The organism is Saccharopolyspora erythraea, assembly GCF_018141105.1.
GTDB classification, from domain to species: domain Bacteria; phylum Actinomycetota; class Actinomycetes; order Mycobacteriales; family Pseudonocardiaceae; genus Saccharopolyspora_D; species Saccharopolyspora_D erythraea_A.
In genome coordinates this window covers 7,355,238-7,369,950 of record NZ_CP054839.1, presented here as the reverse complement: position 1 = coordinate 7,369,950, position 14,713 = coordinate 7,355,238, and the positions used below count along the sequence as shown (strand labels likewise).

At 71.2% G+C, this 14,713-nt stretch carries 13 protein-coding genes; 9 read left to right on the top strand and 4 right to left on the bottom strand.

Annotated elements, in window-relative coordinates; genetic code table 11:
* Nucleotide 1: 1 nt before the first annotated feature.
* A complete protein-coding gene (gene deoC / locus HUO13_RS32940) occupies nt 2–988 on the bottom strand; it encodes a deoxyribose-phosphate aldolase (RefSeq protein ID WP_211898800.1) in 987 nt (328 codons plus the stop codon).
* A gap of 87 nt (nt 989–1,075) precedes the next feature.
* Here deoC and HUO13_RS32935 point away from each other — a divergent pair, with 87 nt between their 5' ends.
* Nucleotides 1,076–1,660, top strand: a complete 585-nt coding sequence (locus tag HUO13_RS32935) for a DinB family protein (protein WP_211898799.1) — start codon at nt 1,076–1,078, stop codon at nt 1,658–1,660.
* A gap of 112 nt (nt 1,661–1,772) precedes the next feature.
* Nucleotides 1,773–2,906 carry a glutathione-independent formaldehyde dehydrogenase gene (locus HUO13_RS32930; protein ID WP_211898798.1) on the top strand — a complete coding sequence of 378 codons (1,134 nt, stop codon included), beginning with the start codon at nt 1,773–1,775 and terminating at the stop codon, nt 2,904–2,906.
* Nucleotides 2,907–3,434: 528 nt separating this feature from the next.
* On the opposite strand, the gene HUO13_RS32925 is transcribed toward HUO13_RS32930, so the two are convergent.
* A complete protein-coding gene (locus HUO13_RS32925) occupies nt 3,435–5,216 on the bottom strand; it encodes an FAD-dependent monooxygenase (protein ID WP_249124242.1) in 1,782 nt (593 codons plus the stop codon).
* Between the two features lie 130 nt (nt 5,217–5,346).
* On the opposite strand from HUO13_RS32925, the gene HUO13_RS32920 reads away from it, so the two are divergent.
* The 7 genes from HUO13_RS32920 (at nt 5,347) to HUO13_RS32890 (ending at nt 11,965) form a co-directional block, all read left to right on the top strand.
* Nucleotides 5,347–6,042, top strand: a complete 696-nt coding sequence (locus tag HUO13_RS32920; protein ID WP_211898797.1) for a TetR/AcrR family transcriptional regulator — start codon at nt 5,347–5,349, stop codon at nt 6,040–6,042.
* A gap of 19 nt (nt 6,043–6,061) precedes the next feature.
* Nucleotides 6,062–6,685, top strand: coding sequence for a uracil phosphoribosyltransferase (upp, locus tag HUO13_RS32915; protein ID WP_211898796.1), 624 nt, complete (start codon nt 6,062–6,064; stop codon nt 6,683–6,685).
* Between the two features lie 638 nt (nt 6,686–7,323).
* Nucleotides 7,324–8,730 carry a glycoside hydrolase family 18 protein gene (locus tag HUO13_RS32910; protein ID WP_249124241.1) on the top strand — a complete coding sequence of 469 codons (1,407 nt, stop codon included), beginning with the start codon at nt 7,324–7,326 and terminating at the stop codon, nt 8,728–8,730.
* A gap of 122 nt (nt 8,731–8,852) precedes the next feature.
* Nucleotides 8,853–10,103 carry a glycoside hydrolase family 18 protein gene (locus HUO13_RS32905; RefSeq protein ID WP_211898795.1) on the top strand — a complete coding sequence of 417 codons (1,251 nt, stop codon included), beginning with the start codon at nt 8,853–8,855 and terminating at the stop codon, nt 10,101–10,103.
* On the top strand, nt 10,094–10,300 hold the full coding sequence (locus HUO13_RS32900) for a ribbon-helix-helix protein, CopG family (RefSeq protein ID WP_009945058.1): 207 nt from the start codon (nt 10,094–10,096) through the stop codon (nt 10,298–10,300). Before HUO13_RS32905 ends, HUO13_RS32900 begins: the two co-directional genes overlap by 10 nt.
* A 14-nt stretch (nt 10,301–10,314) precedes the next feature.
* Nucleotides 10,315–10,695 (top strand): type II toxin-antitoxin system death-on-curing family toxin, encoded by a 381-nt coding sequence (locus HUO13_RS32895; RefSeq protein ID WP_211898794.1) that lies wholly within the window; start codon nt 10,315–10,317, stop codon nt 10,693–10,695.
* Nucleotides 10,696–10,810: 115 nt separating this feature from the next.
* Complete coding sequence (locus tag HUO13_RS32890; RefSeq protein ID WP_249124240.1) at nt 10,811–11,965, top strand: glycosyltransferase; 1,155 nt, start codon at nt 10,811–10,813, stop codon at nt 11,963–11,965.
* Between the two features lie 196 nt (nt 11,966–12,161).
* On the opposite strand, the gene HUO13_RS32885 is transcribed toward HUO13_RS32890, so the two are convergent.
* Both HUO13_RS32885 and HUO13_RS32880 read right to left on the bottom strand, forming a co-directional pair.
* On the bottom strand, nt 12,162–12,497 hold the full coding sequence (locus HUO13_RS32885) for a hypothetical protein (protein ID WP_211898793.1): 336 nt from the start codon (nt 12,495–12,497) through the stop codon (nt 12,162–12,164).
* Between the two features lie 475 nt (nt 12,498–12,972).
* Nucleotides 12,973–14,490 (bottom strand): PstS family phosphate ABC transporter substrate-binding protein, encoded by a 1,518-nt coding sequence (locus HUO13_RS32880; RefSeq protein WP_211898792.1) that lies wholly within the window; start codon nt 14,488–14,490, stop codon nt 12,973–12,975.
* Nucleotides 14,491–14,713 lie beyond the last annotated feature (223 nt).

Below are 14,713 nucleotides of genomic sequence, written 5' to 3'. Positions count from 1 at the left end.
GTCAGTCCACCGCCACGTAGTCGGGGCCGGAGTAGTGGCCGTCGAGCTGGGTCCGCCGCTGCATCAGCAGGTCGTTGAGCAGGCTGGAGGCGCCGAAGCGGAACAGCTCCGGGGTCAGCCATTCCGGGCCCGCCACCTCGTGCACCGCCACCAGGTAGCGGATGGCGTCCTTGGTGTTGCGGATGCCGCCCGCGGGCTTGACCCCGCGCAGCTCGCCGGTGTGGTCGCGCCAGTCGCGCACCGCCTGCAGCATCAGGTGCGTCACCGGCAGCGTCGCGGCGGGCGAAACCTTGCCGGTGGAGGTCTTGATGAAGTCGCCGCCTGCCAGCAGCGCCAGCCAGGAGGCGCGCCGCACGTTGTCGTAGGTGGCCAGCTCGCCGGTCTCCAGGATGACCTTCAGGTGCGCGTCGCCGCAGGCCGCCTTGACCGCCTGGATCTCGTCGAACACCTGGCCGTAGCGGCCGGACAGGAAGGCGCCGCGGTCGATCACCATGTCGACCTCGGTCGCACCGGCCGACACGGCCAGCTCCACGTCGGCGAGTTTGACCTGCCGCGACGATCGCCCGGAAGGGAAGGCCGTGGCCACCGACGCGACCCCGACGCCGGAGCCGCGCAGCGCCTCCACGGCGACCGCGGCCAGGTCCGGGTACACGCAGATCGCGGCCACGCGCGGCGCGCCGGGCCGGTCCGGGTCCGGGTTGCGGCCCTTGGCGCAGAGCGCGCGGACCTTGCCCTCGGTGTCGGCGCCTTCGAGCGTGGTGAGGTCGACCATGCCGATCGCGGTGTCGATCGCCCACAGCTTCGCGGCTTTCTTGATGCTGCGGGTGGCCAGGCCTGCGGCTCGCTGTTCGAGCCCGACCTGGTCGACGCCGGGAAGCCCGTGCAGGAAGCGGCGCAGGGTGCTGTCGTCCTTGGTCGCCTCGGCGAGCTCGGCCGGCAGACCGGGGGAGCTCGTCACCGACGGCGTTGTTGGTGGCGGGTTGGCCATGCTCCGGAGTCTAAGGGCCGGAGGTCCCGCACGGCCCGCAGTCGTTCGGGCGAGAACTCGTCGGTGTGCGGTGGCAGGCTGCCCACCATGACGGCATCAGATCCGAAAGCGGACCTCCACCACTACCTCCGAGCGGCCCGCGAGGCGCTGCTCTGGAAGCTCGACGGGCTCGGCGAGTACGACGTCCGGCGGCCGCTGACTCCGACCGGCACGAATCTTCTCGGCCTGGTCAAACACGCGGCTTGCTGCGAGCTGGGCTACTTCGGTTTCGTCTTCGACCGTCCGTCCGACGAGCCGTTGCCCTGGTACGAGGAAGGCGCCGAGCCCAACGGCGACATGTGGGCGACCGCCGAGGAGTCGCGGGAGGACATCGTCGCGCTGTACCGCCGGGCGTGGGCGCACGCGGACGCCACGATCGAGGCGCTGTCGCTCGACTCGACCGGCAAGGTCCCGTGGTGGCCGGGCGGCGAGGTGACGCTGCACCGGATCCTGGTGCACGTGATCGCCGAGACCCACCGCCACGCCGGGCACGCCGACATCGTCCGGGAGCTCATCGACGGCGAGGTCGGCATGCGTGAGGACAACGACAACATGCCGCCAGCCGACCGGGCGTGGTGGGAGGACTACCGGGCCCGGCTGGAGCGAGTGGCGGAGGAAGCCGGCCGGCGCTGACCCGGCTAGCGGGCGCGGTCGGCCCAAATTTCCCTCCGTGCGGACCTTTGGACGGCGCCGGCCGGGGTAGTCCCTGAGTAGTGCCTCGGACGTCCCCTGGAGGTGGTCGGTGATGAGAGCAGTGGTGTACCAGGAACCGTTCTCGGTCGCGGTGGACGAAGTGGACACGCCCACCATCCAGCATCCGAACGACGTACTCGTACGGGTGACCTCAACCGCGATCTGCGGTTCCGACCTGCACATGTACGAAGGGCGGACGGCCGCGGAGCCCGGCATCGTGTTCGGCCACGAGAACCTCGGCATCATCGAGGAGGTCGGCTCCGGCGTGGTGAGCCTGCAACGCGGCGACAGGGTCGTGATGCCCTTCAACGTCGCATGCGGCTTCTGCAAGAACTGCCTGGCGCGCGACACCGGGTTCTGCCTGACGGTCAACCCCGGCTTCGCGGGCGGGGCCTACGGCTACGTGGCGATGGGCCCCTACACCGGTGGGCAGGCGGAGTACCTGCGGGTACCCTTCGCCGACTTCAACTGCCTGAAGCTGCCGTCGGACTCCAGCAAGGAGAGCGACTACGTCCTGCTGGCCGACATCTTCCCCACCGGCTACCACGGCTGTGAGCTGGCGCAGGTCTCGCCCGGCGAGACCTGCGTGGTCTACGGGGCGGGGCCGGTCGGCCTGATGGCCGCCTACTCGGCCCTGCTGCGCGGGGCATCGCGGGTGTTCTCCGTGGACCGGGTCCCGGAGCGGCTGGCCAAGGCCGAGGAGATCGGCGCGATCCCGATCGACTTCAGCAAGGGCGACCCGGTGCAGCAGATCAAGGACCAGACCGACGGCGAGGGCACCGACAAGGGCGTCGACGCGGTCGGCTACCAGGCGCAGGTCGGCGACGCCTCCAAGGAGGAGCCGGCGGTCGTGCTGAACTCGCTGATCGAGACCGTGCGGCCCACCGGCCGCATGGGCGTGCCCGGCCTCTACGTGCCGGCCGACCCGGGCGGACCGGACAGCAACGCCCAGCAGGGCAAGCTGCTGGTCAGCATCGGCCGCATGTTCGAGAAGGGCCAGGTCATGGGCACCGGCCAGTGCAACGTCAAGCGCTACAACCGGCAGCTCCGCGACATGATCACGGCCGGACGGGCAACCCCCAGCTTCGTCGTCTCCCACGAGCTGTCGCTCTCGGAGGCGCCGGACGCCTACCGCAAGTTCGACCAACGCATCGAGGGCTACACCAAGGTGGTCCTGCACCCGTAACAACAACAACCGCGACGACGGGGCTTCCAGCACATTCCGGAAGCCCCGTCGCCTCACGCACACGGGCGGTGCCCGGTTCTCATCCCGTCGACCTGGCGCCAGCCCGATCAGACCGGGTCAAGGGGGCACCCCTGATGCCAACCGCAGGCTGCCTCGAAAAATCGCCCCCTTGACGCGGTCTGATAGCCCTCGTGGAGGTCGACGGGATGAGAACCACCAACCGCCCCACCGCAGCATCCCCCGAAAACCCACTCATCCCGGAGACCTGCCGGGGGCCTGGGGGCGGCGAGCGCCCCAGAAACCCCCCACCCCAAGGTGACCCGCCAGCCTGGGCTGGATGCGTCGAAAACTCCCGCGCCCCCGCTCTCAAAGCGCCCCGCCAGCATGAGCCGCTGCCTCGAAAACCCCCGCGCCCCCCCACCCCCAAAGTGACCCGCCAGCTCCGCTGGATGCGTCGAAAACCCCCGCGCCCCCGCTCTGAAGGTGACCCGCCAGCAATAGCCGCTGCCTCAAGAGCCCCCCTGCCCCTCACCGCCCGAGCACGGTCCGCAACGCCTTCTCCAACTCCGCCGTCGTCCCCGCTCCGACACTCCGCCAAGCGATGAACCGGTCGGGCCGCACGAGCACGGCCCCCTGCTCCGACACGCCGTAGGCGTCGGCCCACTCCCCTTCGAACTCTCCGCTGCCGGACCCCGCACGGCCGATCATATGCACCGTCAGCCCCACACCGAGGGAGTCCCGGACCGCGACGCCTGACCGGGCCCAGTCCTCCGACCCCGCCAGGAGGACGAACCCGCGCCCGAAGAGGTCGATCGTCGACACGTCGCCGCCCCGACACCCGTCCCCGCTGCCGCCCGAGCCCTCGCCTCCACCCCTCCTCCGCAGCACGACGTGGGGTGCGCGGGAGCCCGGCCGCCCCGTGGGCTGAATCGGTTCCTCCAGGAGTTCGCCCTCGTCCCCGGGTTCGGCCACGATCGCGCCGTTGTGCCGGTAGCCGAAGCACAGCAGCCCCGGGTCCTCGATCGGCGGCTCCGCATCGCCCTGCGCGTCGCCGGGACGGGCGTTGCGGTAGATCGCGTTGTTGTACTGGTTGCGCGCGATCCATTCGCCCACGGGCCGGCGTTCGGCGTCGTGGCTGTCGAGCAGGGACGCTCCCGCCTCGCCCTTGACCACTGCGGCCAGCTTCCACGCCAGGTAGAAGCCGTCCATCACGGCGGTGTTGCCTCCCATGCCGCCCTGCGGCGGCATGGTGTGGGCGGCGTCGCCGACGAGGTGCGCCCGTCCCGCGCTGAACCGGTCGGCGACGTGCATCCCGGTCTCGACGGCCGCCCGCGCCAGAATCTCGACGTCGAGGTCGTCAATGCCGGCCGCGATCCTGACCTGTTCGAGCGCGCGTTCGTCGGAGAAGTCGGACTCGTCCTCGACGGCCGGGTCATATGCGACCGCGACGATGAAGCGGTCGGGGTCGTCGGTGCTGCACACCACGCCGCTGGCGCCCGACAACTCCGGGTTCCGCAGGTAGTAGAGCACCTGCTGGTCGCCGACCAGCGGGGCGAGGTCGGCGCGGATCGTCCAGTGGATGTAGTGCCCGAACGACCCCTCGCCGTGGGTGCCGATGCCCAGCGCCTCGCGGACCGGACTCCGGTTGCCGTCGGCGCCGACCAGATACCCGGCCCGAAGGGTGCTCCGTGCACCGCTGGTCAGGTCGCGGACGGTCGCCGTCACGCCATGGTCGTCCTGCTCGAAGCTCTCCAGCTCGGTCGAGAAGCGAAGGTCGGCGCCGAGCTCGCGGGCTCGGGCGGCGAGGATCCGCTCCGCGCTCTCCTGGCTGGCGTCGGCCGATCCGGCCGGGGTCAGGTGGTGGAGCTGCACGAACGTGTCGTGCAGGATCTCGCGGAACACCGGGCCGCGCACGCTCTCGGCGATCCGGATGGTGAAGCCGCGGCTCTTCGGCGACGCGGCGTCGAAGGACTCCTCCAAGCCCGCCAGGCGCAACGCTTCCATCGTGTGCGGCTGCTGACCGCGGGCCTTCGGGTGCGTCGACGTGCTCGCGTGGCGCTCGACGACCACGGCGCGCACGCCGTGCAGGCCGAGGAAGACGGCGGTCGACAGCCCCGCCAGGCCCGCCCCCGCGATGAGCACCGGAGTTCCGCCCCCGTCCTCCGCGCCGATCGCTTGGTCCTTCGCGTCGGCCGCTCGGTCCTCGGTGCCGATCGGTCCGTTCTCCGGCTCGATCGGCCCGTTCCCGCTCTTCCGGCCGGTCGCCCCGGTGTCGCCAGTTGTTCCGGTGTTGGTGGTCGTCGTGGACATCGGCGCTCCTAATCGGCATCGAACGGTGTTCGCAACGCTACGAACACCGTTCTATGCGCGAACAGCGTTCGTGTCAAGAACACCGTTCGTCTCAAGTACAGTGTTCGCGACAGTCGGAGGAGGTTCGTGGATGTCGGTTCCGGTTCCGCCGTGGCAGCAGCGGGCGGGCAGGTCGCGGGCGGGCAGGCAACCGCTGAGCCTGGAGGCGATCGTCGGGACCGCGCTCGGCCTGATGGACCGCGAAGGGCTCGACGCGGTGAGCATGCGCCGCGTCGCGCAGGAGCTCGGCACCGGTGCCGCGTCGCTCTACGCCTACGTGCGCAACAAGGGTGAGCTGCACGAGCTGATGCTCGACCTGGTCATCGGCGAGATCCCGGTTCCGGAGCCCGATCCCGGCCGCTGGCGCGACCAGCTCAAGCAGATCGCCCGCGACCAGCTGCGGGTGCTCGCCGCGCACCCGGGCATCGCCCAGGTCGTCATGCGCACGCCGGCGCCGACCGGCCCCAACGCGCTGGCGATGATGGAGGCCATCCTCGCCATCCTGCGCTCGGCCGGGCTTCCGGACCGCGTGGTCGCCTTCGCCGCGGATCTGCTCGCGCTCTACCCGAACGCGGTCGCGTTGGAACGCAGTGCGGCGTTCGGTCTACCCGCCGACGAACTCGGGGAGCGGATGTCCCAAGTGGAGCGCTACTTCTCCGAACTGCCGCGTGAGACCTTCCCCACGATCGTCGCGCTGCTCCCGTCGCTGATGGCCGGCGAGGGCGACGAGCGCTTCGAGTTCGGCCTGGAAGTGATCATGCGCGGGCTGGAGTCCTGGGCCGGGTGACCGGTTAATGTTGTTGGCCATGGAGATCCGGGTCGTAGAGCATCCGCTGGCGAAATCGAGACTGTCCACAATGCGCGATGCGCGCACGGGCAGTGCGGCTTTCCGCGCCGCGTTGCAGGAACTCACCCTCATGCTGATCTACGAGGCGACCCGGGACGCCGAGGTCGCCGAGGAGATGATCCACACCCCCGTGGCGCGCACCACGGGCTACCGGCTGGCCAACGCGCCGCTGCTGGTGCCGGTGCTGCGGGCCGGGCTGGGCATGGCCGACCAGGCGCACAAGATGATCCCCGAGGCGCAGATGGGGTTCGTCGGCCTGGCCAGGGACGAGACGACGCTGCAGCCGACGCCGTACCTCGAGTCGCTGCCCGCCGACCTCGCAGGCCGCCCGGTCTTCGTGCTCGACCCGATGCTGGCCACCGGAGGTTCGATGGTGCACACGATCAACCTGCTGGCCGAGCGCGGCGCGAGCGACGTGACAGCCATCTGCACGCTCGCCGCGCCGGAGGGGCTGGACCGGCTGGAGAAGTCGGGACTGCCGGTGCGCGTGGTCACCGCGAGCGTCGACGAACGCCTCAACGACTCCGGCTACATCGTCCCCGGCCTCGGCGACGCCGGAGACCGCGAGTACGGCGCGGTCTGACCGGCCGCTGGACGATCCGGCTCCAGCGCACGGGCGCGGGCGGCGGTGAAGTGGCACGCCCGCCCGCGCCGAGGTGCTTACCGACCCGGCTCTCGGCTGCGCGACGAAAGCTCCGCGCCTGTTGAATCCGCGCCCCCTGAGTTCGAGGCGCCCTGCCGCGAGGTGAACGCGACCCCGCCCTGTGCCGCACCGCTGCCGCGCGCCGTGTTGCCGCCGCCGCACCGCTGCCTCTCGCCCGCGCCGCACCGGTACCACCGCCGCACCGCTGTTCCCGCGCCACCGCGCGCCGCGGCACCCGGCCGTCAACGCCCCGCGCCGAACCGCTGCCACCGCCGCACTGCTGCCACCGCCGAACCGCTGTTCCCGCCGTGCCGCTGCTGCGCCGCGCCGCCGCGCCCGCGCGCCGTGTTGCCGCCGCCGCGCCCGCGCCGCCGCGCCGTCAACGCTCCGCGCCGCGAGCGCCCCCGCCGTCCGCCCGCCCCACCTCCGGCGAGCAATGCAGTGACGCCGAACGGGCGCTACCGGTGGTCTAGACCTTATCGGAACATGGTCCGAGCCATGTTCTCCCGCGCCGCCGCCGCTTTCCCCCGGGCGCCGGGCGGGTGGCAGGTCATCCCCGAAACCCCAGGAGTTGTGCTATGCCATCAGCTCGAACCCCCTGGCGTTTACCGGCACTGGCCGCCGGTGTCCTCGCAATGGCGCTGGCCGCCCCGCCCACGTTCGCGGCGTCCCCCACCGCCGCCCAGAACCCCGTCGCCACCCAAGCCTCCGCAGCCACCGCGACCTCCGCCCCCGACGAGGTGCCGGACGCGCAGGCGGCCAACCGCAAGGTCGGGTACTTCACCCAGTGGTCGGTCTACGACCGCAACTACTTCGTCAAGAACCTCGACACCTCCGGCTCCGCCGCGAAGCTCACGCACGTCAACTACGCGTTCGGCAACCTCGACGCGTCCGGCAAGTGCTTCCAGGTGAACCAGGCGGGCGAGGGCGACGCGTGGGCCGACTACCAGCGCCGCTTCACCGCCGACCAGACGGTCAACGGCCAGGCCGACACCTACGACCAGCCGCTGGCCGGAAACCTGAACCAGCTCAGGCAGCTCAAGGCCAAGTACCCGCATCTGAAGGTCCACATCTCCTTCGGCGGCTGGACGTGGTCGAAGAACTTCCACGCCGCGGCGGCCACCCCGCAGTCGCGCGAGGCGCACGTGAAGTCCTGCGTCGACATGTGGATCCGGGGCAACCTGCCCAAGCTCGGCGGTGAGCCGCAGGGCGGCGCCGGCGCGGCGGCCGGGATCTTCGACGGTGTCGACCTCGACTGGGAGTGGCCCGGTTCCGAGGGCGGCCCCGGCAACGTGGTCGACCCGGCGGACAAGGCGAACTTCACCGCCCTGCTCCAGGAGTGGCGCAAGCAGCTCGACGCCGCCGGCCAGGAGCTCGGCAAGAACTACGCGATCTCGGCGTTCCTGCCCGCGGACCCGGAGAAGATCGACGCGGGCTTCGAGGTGCCGAAGGTGTTCGGACTGCTCGACTTCGGCACGATCCAGGGCTACGACCTGCACGGAGCCTACGAGCCGACGACCAACCACCAGTCGGCCATCCACAGCCCGGCCGGTGACCCGCACCCGGCGAAGTGGAGCATCGACCAGACCGTCAACGCCTGGCTCGACCGGGGCGCGCCCGCCGACGAGATGGTCCTCGGCGTGCCGTTCTACGGGCGCGGCTGGACCGGTGTGCCGAACCAGAACAACGGCCTCTTCCAGTCCTCGACCGGGCCCGCGCCGGGCCGCTACGAGGGCGGGTTCGAGGACTACGAGCTCCTGAAGGCCAGGGCCGGTTCGTTCCAGCTGCACCGCGACGAGCAGGCGGGGTTCGCGTGGCTCTTCGACGGCACCACGTTCTGGACCTACGACGACCCGACCGAGATCAAGCGCAAGATGGCCTACGTCAAGCAGAAGGCGCTGGGCGGGGCGATGGTCTGGTCGATGGACGGTGACACGCCGCAGGGCGAGCTGATGGCCGCGATCCACCAGGGTCTCGGCGGCTGAGAGCGGGGCTGGTCGCAGCCCTCGGGCCGGTCCCGCGCTCCGATTCCCCCGTCGCGCGGGGCCGGCACCTCCACCTCACCCGGGAAAGCCCGGCCCGGTCTCCGATTGCGCGCGTCCCGGCGGTGGCCGACCGTCGGGGCGTGCGGCTGTTCGGCTTCTACCCGCAGTGGTCGATCCACCAGCGGGGCTACCTGGTCCGCGACGTCGGCGTGGTCGCGGACCGGCTGACCCACCTCGGTTACGCCTTCGGCGACCTCGACGCCTCCGGTGAGGCGGCGTGCGGCGACCCGTGGGCCGACCGCGAACGCCGCTTCAGCGCCGAGGAGTCCGTCAGCGGCGTGGCCGACGGCGACGACCAGCCGTTGGCGGGCAACCTGAACCAGTTGCGGCAGCTCAAGGCCGAGCACCCGCACCTGAAGGTCGTCGTCGCCATCGGCGGCTGGAACTGGTCCCGGCACTTCCACGCCGCCGCGGCGTCGCCGCGGTCCCGCGCGGCGCACGTGGAGTCGTGCATCGACATGTGGCTGCGGGGCGATGCCGCGGGCGTGTTCGACGGCGTGGACCTGGACTGGGAGTGGCCGGGGTCCGACGGTGGCCCAGGCACCGTGGTCGACCCGGCGGACAAGGCCAACTACACCGCCCTGCTGCGGGAATGGCGCACCCGCCTCGACGCGCTCGGCGCCGAGACGGGACGGACCTTCGAGCTGACGGCGTTCCTGCCGTGCGCGCCGGATCGGATGCGGGCCGGGTACCAGGTGCCGGAGGTGTTCGACCTGCTCAGCTTCGCCAACCTGCAGGGCTACGACCTGCACGGGGCGTTCGAGCCGGCGACCAACCACCAGTCCGGCATCCGCAGTCCCGCCGGTGATCCCGCTCCCGGGCGTCCGAGCATCGACCAGGGCGTGCGGGCGTGGATCGAGGCGGGCGCGCCCGCGCACAAGCTCGTCCTCGGTGCTCCCTGCCACGGCAGCGGCTGGAGTGGCGTGCCCGCACGCGGCGACGGGCTGTTCCAGCCGTCGGCCGGTCCGGCGCGCGGGACCTTCGAACCCGGCCACGAGAGCTACCGGGTGCTCAAGGGGCGAACCGGCGTCGCGCCGCGACGGGACGAGCGGGCCGGGTTCGCGTGGCTCTACGAGGACGGAACGTTCTGGACCTACGACGATCCCGTGGAGATCGCACGCAAGGCCGAGTACGTCCGCGACCGCGGTCTCGGCGGCATGATGCTCTGGTCGCTCGACGGGGACACCGACGACGGAGAGCTGGTGCAGGCCGCCCATCGGGGGCTTTCCGGCGGCGCACCGCCGGACGGGGCAACCGATCGGTGGTCTGGTGATCAGTGGTATCAGCCAGATACCATCCCCGCATGGCCATGACACTGCGTCTGACCGAGGAAGAGAACCGGCGGCTGGCCGAACTGGCCGCGGCCGAAGGCCGCTCCAAACAGGAAGTCGTGCGCAGCGCGCTGGCCGAGCGCTGGGCGCGCCAGCAGAAGGAGCAGCGGCTCGACGACGTCATGCAGCGCGTCCTGCCGCGTTATCGGGGATTGCTGGAGCGCCTCGGCCCCGCATGATCGACCATTGATCGGTGATCGTTTACCTCGACGCGTCCGATCTGCTGCTGCTCGCGACCGCCATCACCGCCGGTGACCTGGTGGTGCGCGACAGCGGTCTGCTCGACTCCGCCGCGTACCGGCCGCGGGCGGAGGTACTGGGAGCGCCCTCCTACGAGACGCTTTGGCTGAAGTCGGCGGCCCTGCTGGACTCGATCGTGCGGACCCGCCCGCTGGCGTCGGGCAACTGGCGGCTCGGCTGGGTCGCCGCGGTCACGATGTGCGACGTCAACGGCTGGTGGATCGACGCCGACGAGGACGAGGCGCTGGAGCTGGTCCGCGAGGTCGGCCGCGACCAGCGCGAACTGCCGGAGATCGCCGAGCGGCTGGAGGAGTGGGCCCGCCCCAAGGTCTGAGCCGAGAGCCCGCATCCGGTGCATCCGGACTGCGTGCAACGGCCACGCGCTGTTCGCGTGGAATTCGCGTTTCCGATCTATGCCGGTTCGCCCGTTACGGGTGACCCTCTCCGGCGTGGGTTCTCAGAGCAGCGGACCGCTGCGGAGCGTGATGGCACTGGCGGTCGCGGGGTCGGTCTACCGCAGCGCGAGGACGGTGGCCAGGACGCGCGCTGTCGTCCCGCTGGCCCCGGCCGCGTCCGACACCCCTCTCCCGCCGCCGGTGACCATCGTCGTCCCGGCCCGTGACGAGGCCGGTGTCCTGCACGAATGCCTGAAGGGGCTGCGCGCGCAGACGCACCCGGGCACGCTTCGGATCGTGCTGGTCGACGACGGCTCCACCGACGGCACGGGCGACATCGGCCGCGCCCACGCGGCGGTCGACCCGAGGGTGCGGGTCGTGCGCGTGGAGGGGCCGCCACCGGGCTGGGCGGGCAAGGTGCACGCGATGCACGTCGGCATCGAGCGCGCCGGTGCCGCCGACGCGGGGGAGTGGCTGCTGTTCGTCGACGCCGACACCGTGCTCGAGCCGGAGCTGCTCGGCAGGCTGATCGCCACCGCCGAGTCGGTCGACGCGGACCTGGTGTCAACGCCCGGCGGACCGCCCGCGGGGCACTCGGCGTCCTGGCCGCTGCTGATGCCGGCGGGCCTGCAGATGATCGGGGAGAACGCGTCGCCGGACGGACGGGGCCGCAAGGCGTTCGCCATCGGCCACTGCCTTGCGCTGCGGCGTTCCTACTACGAGAAGATCGGCGGCTGGCGGGCGCTGGCATCGATGCGCAACGAGGACGTCGCGATCGCCACGGCCGTGCGCGACCACGGCGGCACGACCCGGCTCGTCGACGGCGTGGACCACGTCACGACCAGCGGGATGGACCCGTTCGTGCAGGGCTGGGCGTCGTTCCGCAAGAGCTTCGTGGCCGGTGCGGGCGGTTCGGCGCCGGTGCTGCTCGCCGGCGGGCTCGGTCAGATCGCGCTGTCGCTGGCACCTCCGGTGGCGACGCTCGCCGGGCTGCGCGGCAGGCATCCCGCGCTCGCGGCCGTCGGGCTGGCCGGTTGGGCGGCGCAGGGCGTGGCGCACGCGCGCACCGCGAAGCTGATGCGCGCCGACTCCCGTGTGGCCCCGCTGGCGCCGCTGACCGGCGCGCTGTTCGGCGGGGTGCTCCTGGACGGGGCGGCGCGGGTGGTGCGAGGCACCGTGCGGTGGAAGGGACGCCGCACCACGTCGTGAGAAGACGCCGCACCACGGTGCGGGAAGCGGTGGATAACTGCCGCTGTGCGGGAGATGAGGGCCGCGCGTCGGCTCTCGCCGCGGGTGGTGGCCCGGCCGGAACTTCGGGGCCGCACCCGTTCGGCGGCCGGTGTTCGCCGTGGAGCGGGCCACGGCGAACTCGGCGGCGGACTGCTTTCGGTGGTCGGTCTGGTGATCAGCCTGCGGCTTCTGCCGACTGCTTGCGCAGCGCGACCGGCGCGCCCGCCAGATCCTCCTCGTTGCAGAGCAACTTCACGTCGTAATAGGGCTGGCCGTTGCGGTCGTCGTAGTCCAGGTGGACCGCGATGACGTCCAGGGGTTCGCCCAGCCACGTCTGCGCTTCGCGGAGCCAGCGTGCGGACCGTTCCAAGGCGGTCGGCAGATCGTCGTCACGGAACTCGACCGGCCGATATGGGACGCCCTGCACCTGATCGTTCGGATGGGAGGGCTGAGGGAGATCCACAGAGACGCCGGAGTCGTCGAGTTCGAGTTCGATCGTTTCCTCACTCACCTGACGAAGCGTAACCCCTATGCCCTGACCAGGTCGAACAAAAGGGAGTCTGAATTGATACCCGATCGACGCCGCGAGCGGGCGCGCGGAGCCGGTCCGAGAATTCCTGGCATATACCATCGGGTGGCACGGGGCGCCCTGAACATCGCACGTTGATGAGGGAAGGCGGGCTCTGCTCAGGGCGCCCGTGCCGTCGTCCGGGGGCGCGCCCCGACGACCTGATCAGGTTAACCCGGCGCCCACTAGCAAGATCAACTGGGTTTGCCCTGGGAGTGCCCGTGGGCGATCCGTGTGCGGGTGCGGCTGTTCCGCTGTGACGGACTCGACAAATTCGGCCCGACTACCGGACCGGAGCGAGCCCCGGCCCGGTAGGCGCATCCGCGGTTCCGCACTGCACCGCACGCGAAGGCATGGCGAATCTCACCCGATCGCGCGCACCGCGCTCGCCGAGATCCGGACCCGAACGCCGATGCCGTCACGAAGGGCGGCGCAGCACGGGATTCGCCAGCTCCGCGCACGGGCGGTGACCGTGCGAGCGGACGATGTCCTTGCCGACCTCGTTGGTCAGGTAGCGCAGGAAGCTCGCCGTCAGGGAGTCGGCCTTGGGCTCCCCGTAGGTGTAGGCGTACTCGGTCTCCCAGAACGGATACGCGCCGTAGTCGGCGCCTTCCAGCGTCGCCGGGTGGCCGTCGATGCGCACGAGCAGCAGGTCGTCGCGTCCGGCGGCGGCCCCGACCTCGCTGTAGCCGAGGGCACCCGGTGTCGCGGCCACCGCGTCCAGCACGTCCCTGGTGGACGCCCGCGCGCAGCGGACGACGCCCGGCGGGGCGCCCGGAGCCAGGTTCGCGCAGTCGTCGGAGGTGTCGCCCGGCTCGCGGCGGCCGTCGAGGATGCGCTGCTCGAAGGTCCTGCGGGTGCCGGAGTCGGAGAACCGGCTGACCAGCTGGACCGGCTGGTCGTTGCCGCCGACCTGCCGCCAGTTGACGATCTCCCCGGCGTAGAGCCGCCGGACCTGGTCCGGCGAGAGGTCCTGGATGCCCGCCTCCCTGTTCACCACCAGCGTGAACAGCGAGAAGGCGATGGGGCGGGGCAGCAACTGCGGGTAGCCCTCGCCCTTGGCCCCGTCGGAGAACGCCAGCAGACCGGGTGACACGTGGCCTTCGCGGTCGAGTTCCTGCAACCCCGCGGTGCTTCCCCTGGTGCTGGTGGTGATCTCGGCACCTGGGCAGGTGCGGCGGTAGGAGTCGGCGGCCTCCCGCAGCACCGGGGCGAACGCCGTCGAACCGACGACGGTGAGCTTGCCCGTGGCGCAGTCCAGCGGCGCGGAGCCGCCCCCGAGCGACACCGCGACCTGGGCGAGGATCACCAGCACCAGGAACCCGATCAGCGCGACGGCCTTGCGCGGTGTACCGGTCTGGCTCCGCGTCTCGTGGATGCCGCCGCGGCCCACGCCGCCCTTGATGCCGCCGACGATCTTCGGGTCCTCGAAGTTCTCCGGCGTGCCCCCGGCGGCGTCGAGCGCGGCCAGGACCTTGTAGTGCGCGGTGCGGTTCAGCGGCACCTTGGGCAGCTCGATGACGTCGTCGCGCACGCTGAGACCCGAGTCGTCGCCGAAGGAGTGGCGCAGGAAGTCGTCGCTGAGCTCGGTCACCACCATCCCGGCGACCCGCCGCCCCGGGAACCTGACGCGGATGCCCACCTTGTCGTCGTCGAGCACTGCGTAATCGCTGGTGTCGATGGGCGTCGCGCCGGTGTTCTCGATGCGCAGCAGCACGAACGACGGGGCGCTCAGCCGCTCGCCGTTCTCGCCCAGGCGCAGCTCCTGGAGCGCGCCGGAGTGGTTGGAGGAGACCGCGTCGGTGGCGGTGGTGTCCATCTGCACGCGGTAGCCGAGCCGCTTGCGGCCGACGAAGACGAACTCGTAGAGCGCCGCGATGATCGGCACCACGACACCGAGGAGCGCGAAAACGATCTCCCAGGGAATTCCGTCCATGACCGCCCCCGCATTTGTTCAGTCGAACGCTGAACGAACATACGAGCGGGCGGCATTCGGCGATGCCGCGTTGCGTTCACCCTTCGGCGGCTGTTCACCTGGCGTTCGGCCGCGCAGCCCGGTGCGTTCGGCGAATTGGGCCATACGGCCGCATTTCCGCGCTGCCGAGGCATTCCCGCCGAAGTCGCCTCCGGAGTCCGGCGCACCGCGGAACAATTGTCAG

What these genes read in the sequence shown, in the direction of transcription:
- deoC (WP_211898800.1), bottom strand. Translation starts at nt 988, where the DNA reads ATGGCCAACCCGCCACCAACAACGCCGTCGGTGACGAGCTCCCCCGGT.
- HUO13_RS32935 (WP_211898799.1), top strand. Translation starts at nt 1,076, where the DNA reads ATGACGGCATCAGATCCGAAAGCGGACCTCCACCACTACCTCCGAGCG.
- HUO13_RS32930 (WP_211898798.1), top strand. Translation starts at nt 1,773, where the DNA reads ATGAGAGCAGTGGTGTACCAGGAACCGTTCTCGGTCGCGGTGGACGAA.
- HUO13_RS32925 (WP_249124242.1), bottom strand. Translation starts at nt 5,216, where the DNA reads ATGTCCACGACGACCACCAACACCGGAACAACTGGCGACACCGGGGCG.
- HUO13_RS32920 (WP_211898797.1), top strand. Translation starts at nt 5,347, where the DNA reads ATGTCGGTTCCGGTTCCGCCGTGGCAGCAGCGGGCGGGCAGGTCGCGG.
- upp (WP_211898796.1), top strand. Translation starts at nt 6,062, where the DNA reads ATGGAGATCCGGGTCGTAGAGCATCCGCTGGCGAAATCGAGACTGTCC.
- HUO13_RS32910 (WP_249124241.1), top strand. Translation starts at nt 7,324, where the DNA reads ATGCCATCAGCTCGAACCCCCTGGCGTTTACCGGCACTGGCCGCCGGT.
- HUO13_RS32900 (WP_009945058.1), top strand. Translation starts at nt 10,094, where the DNA reads ATGGCCATGACACTGCGTCTGACCGAGGAAGAGAACCGGCGGCTGGCC.
- HUO13_RS32880 (WP_211898792.1), bottom strand. Translation starts at nt 14,490, where the DNA reads ATGGACGGAATTCCCTGGGAGATCGTTTTCGCGCTCCTCGGTGTCGTG.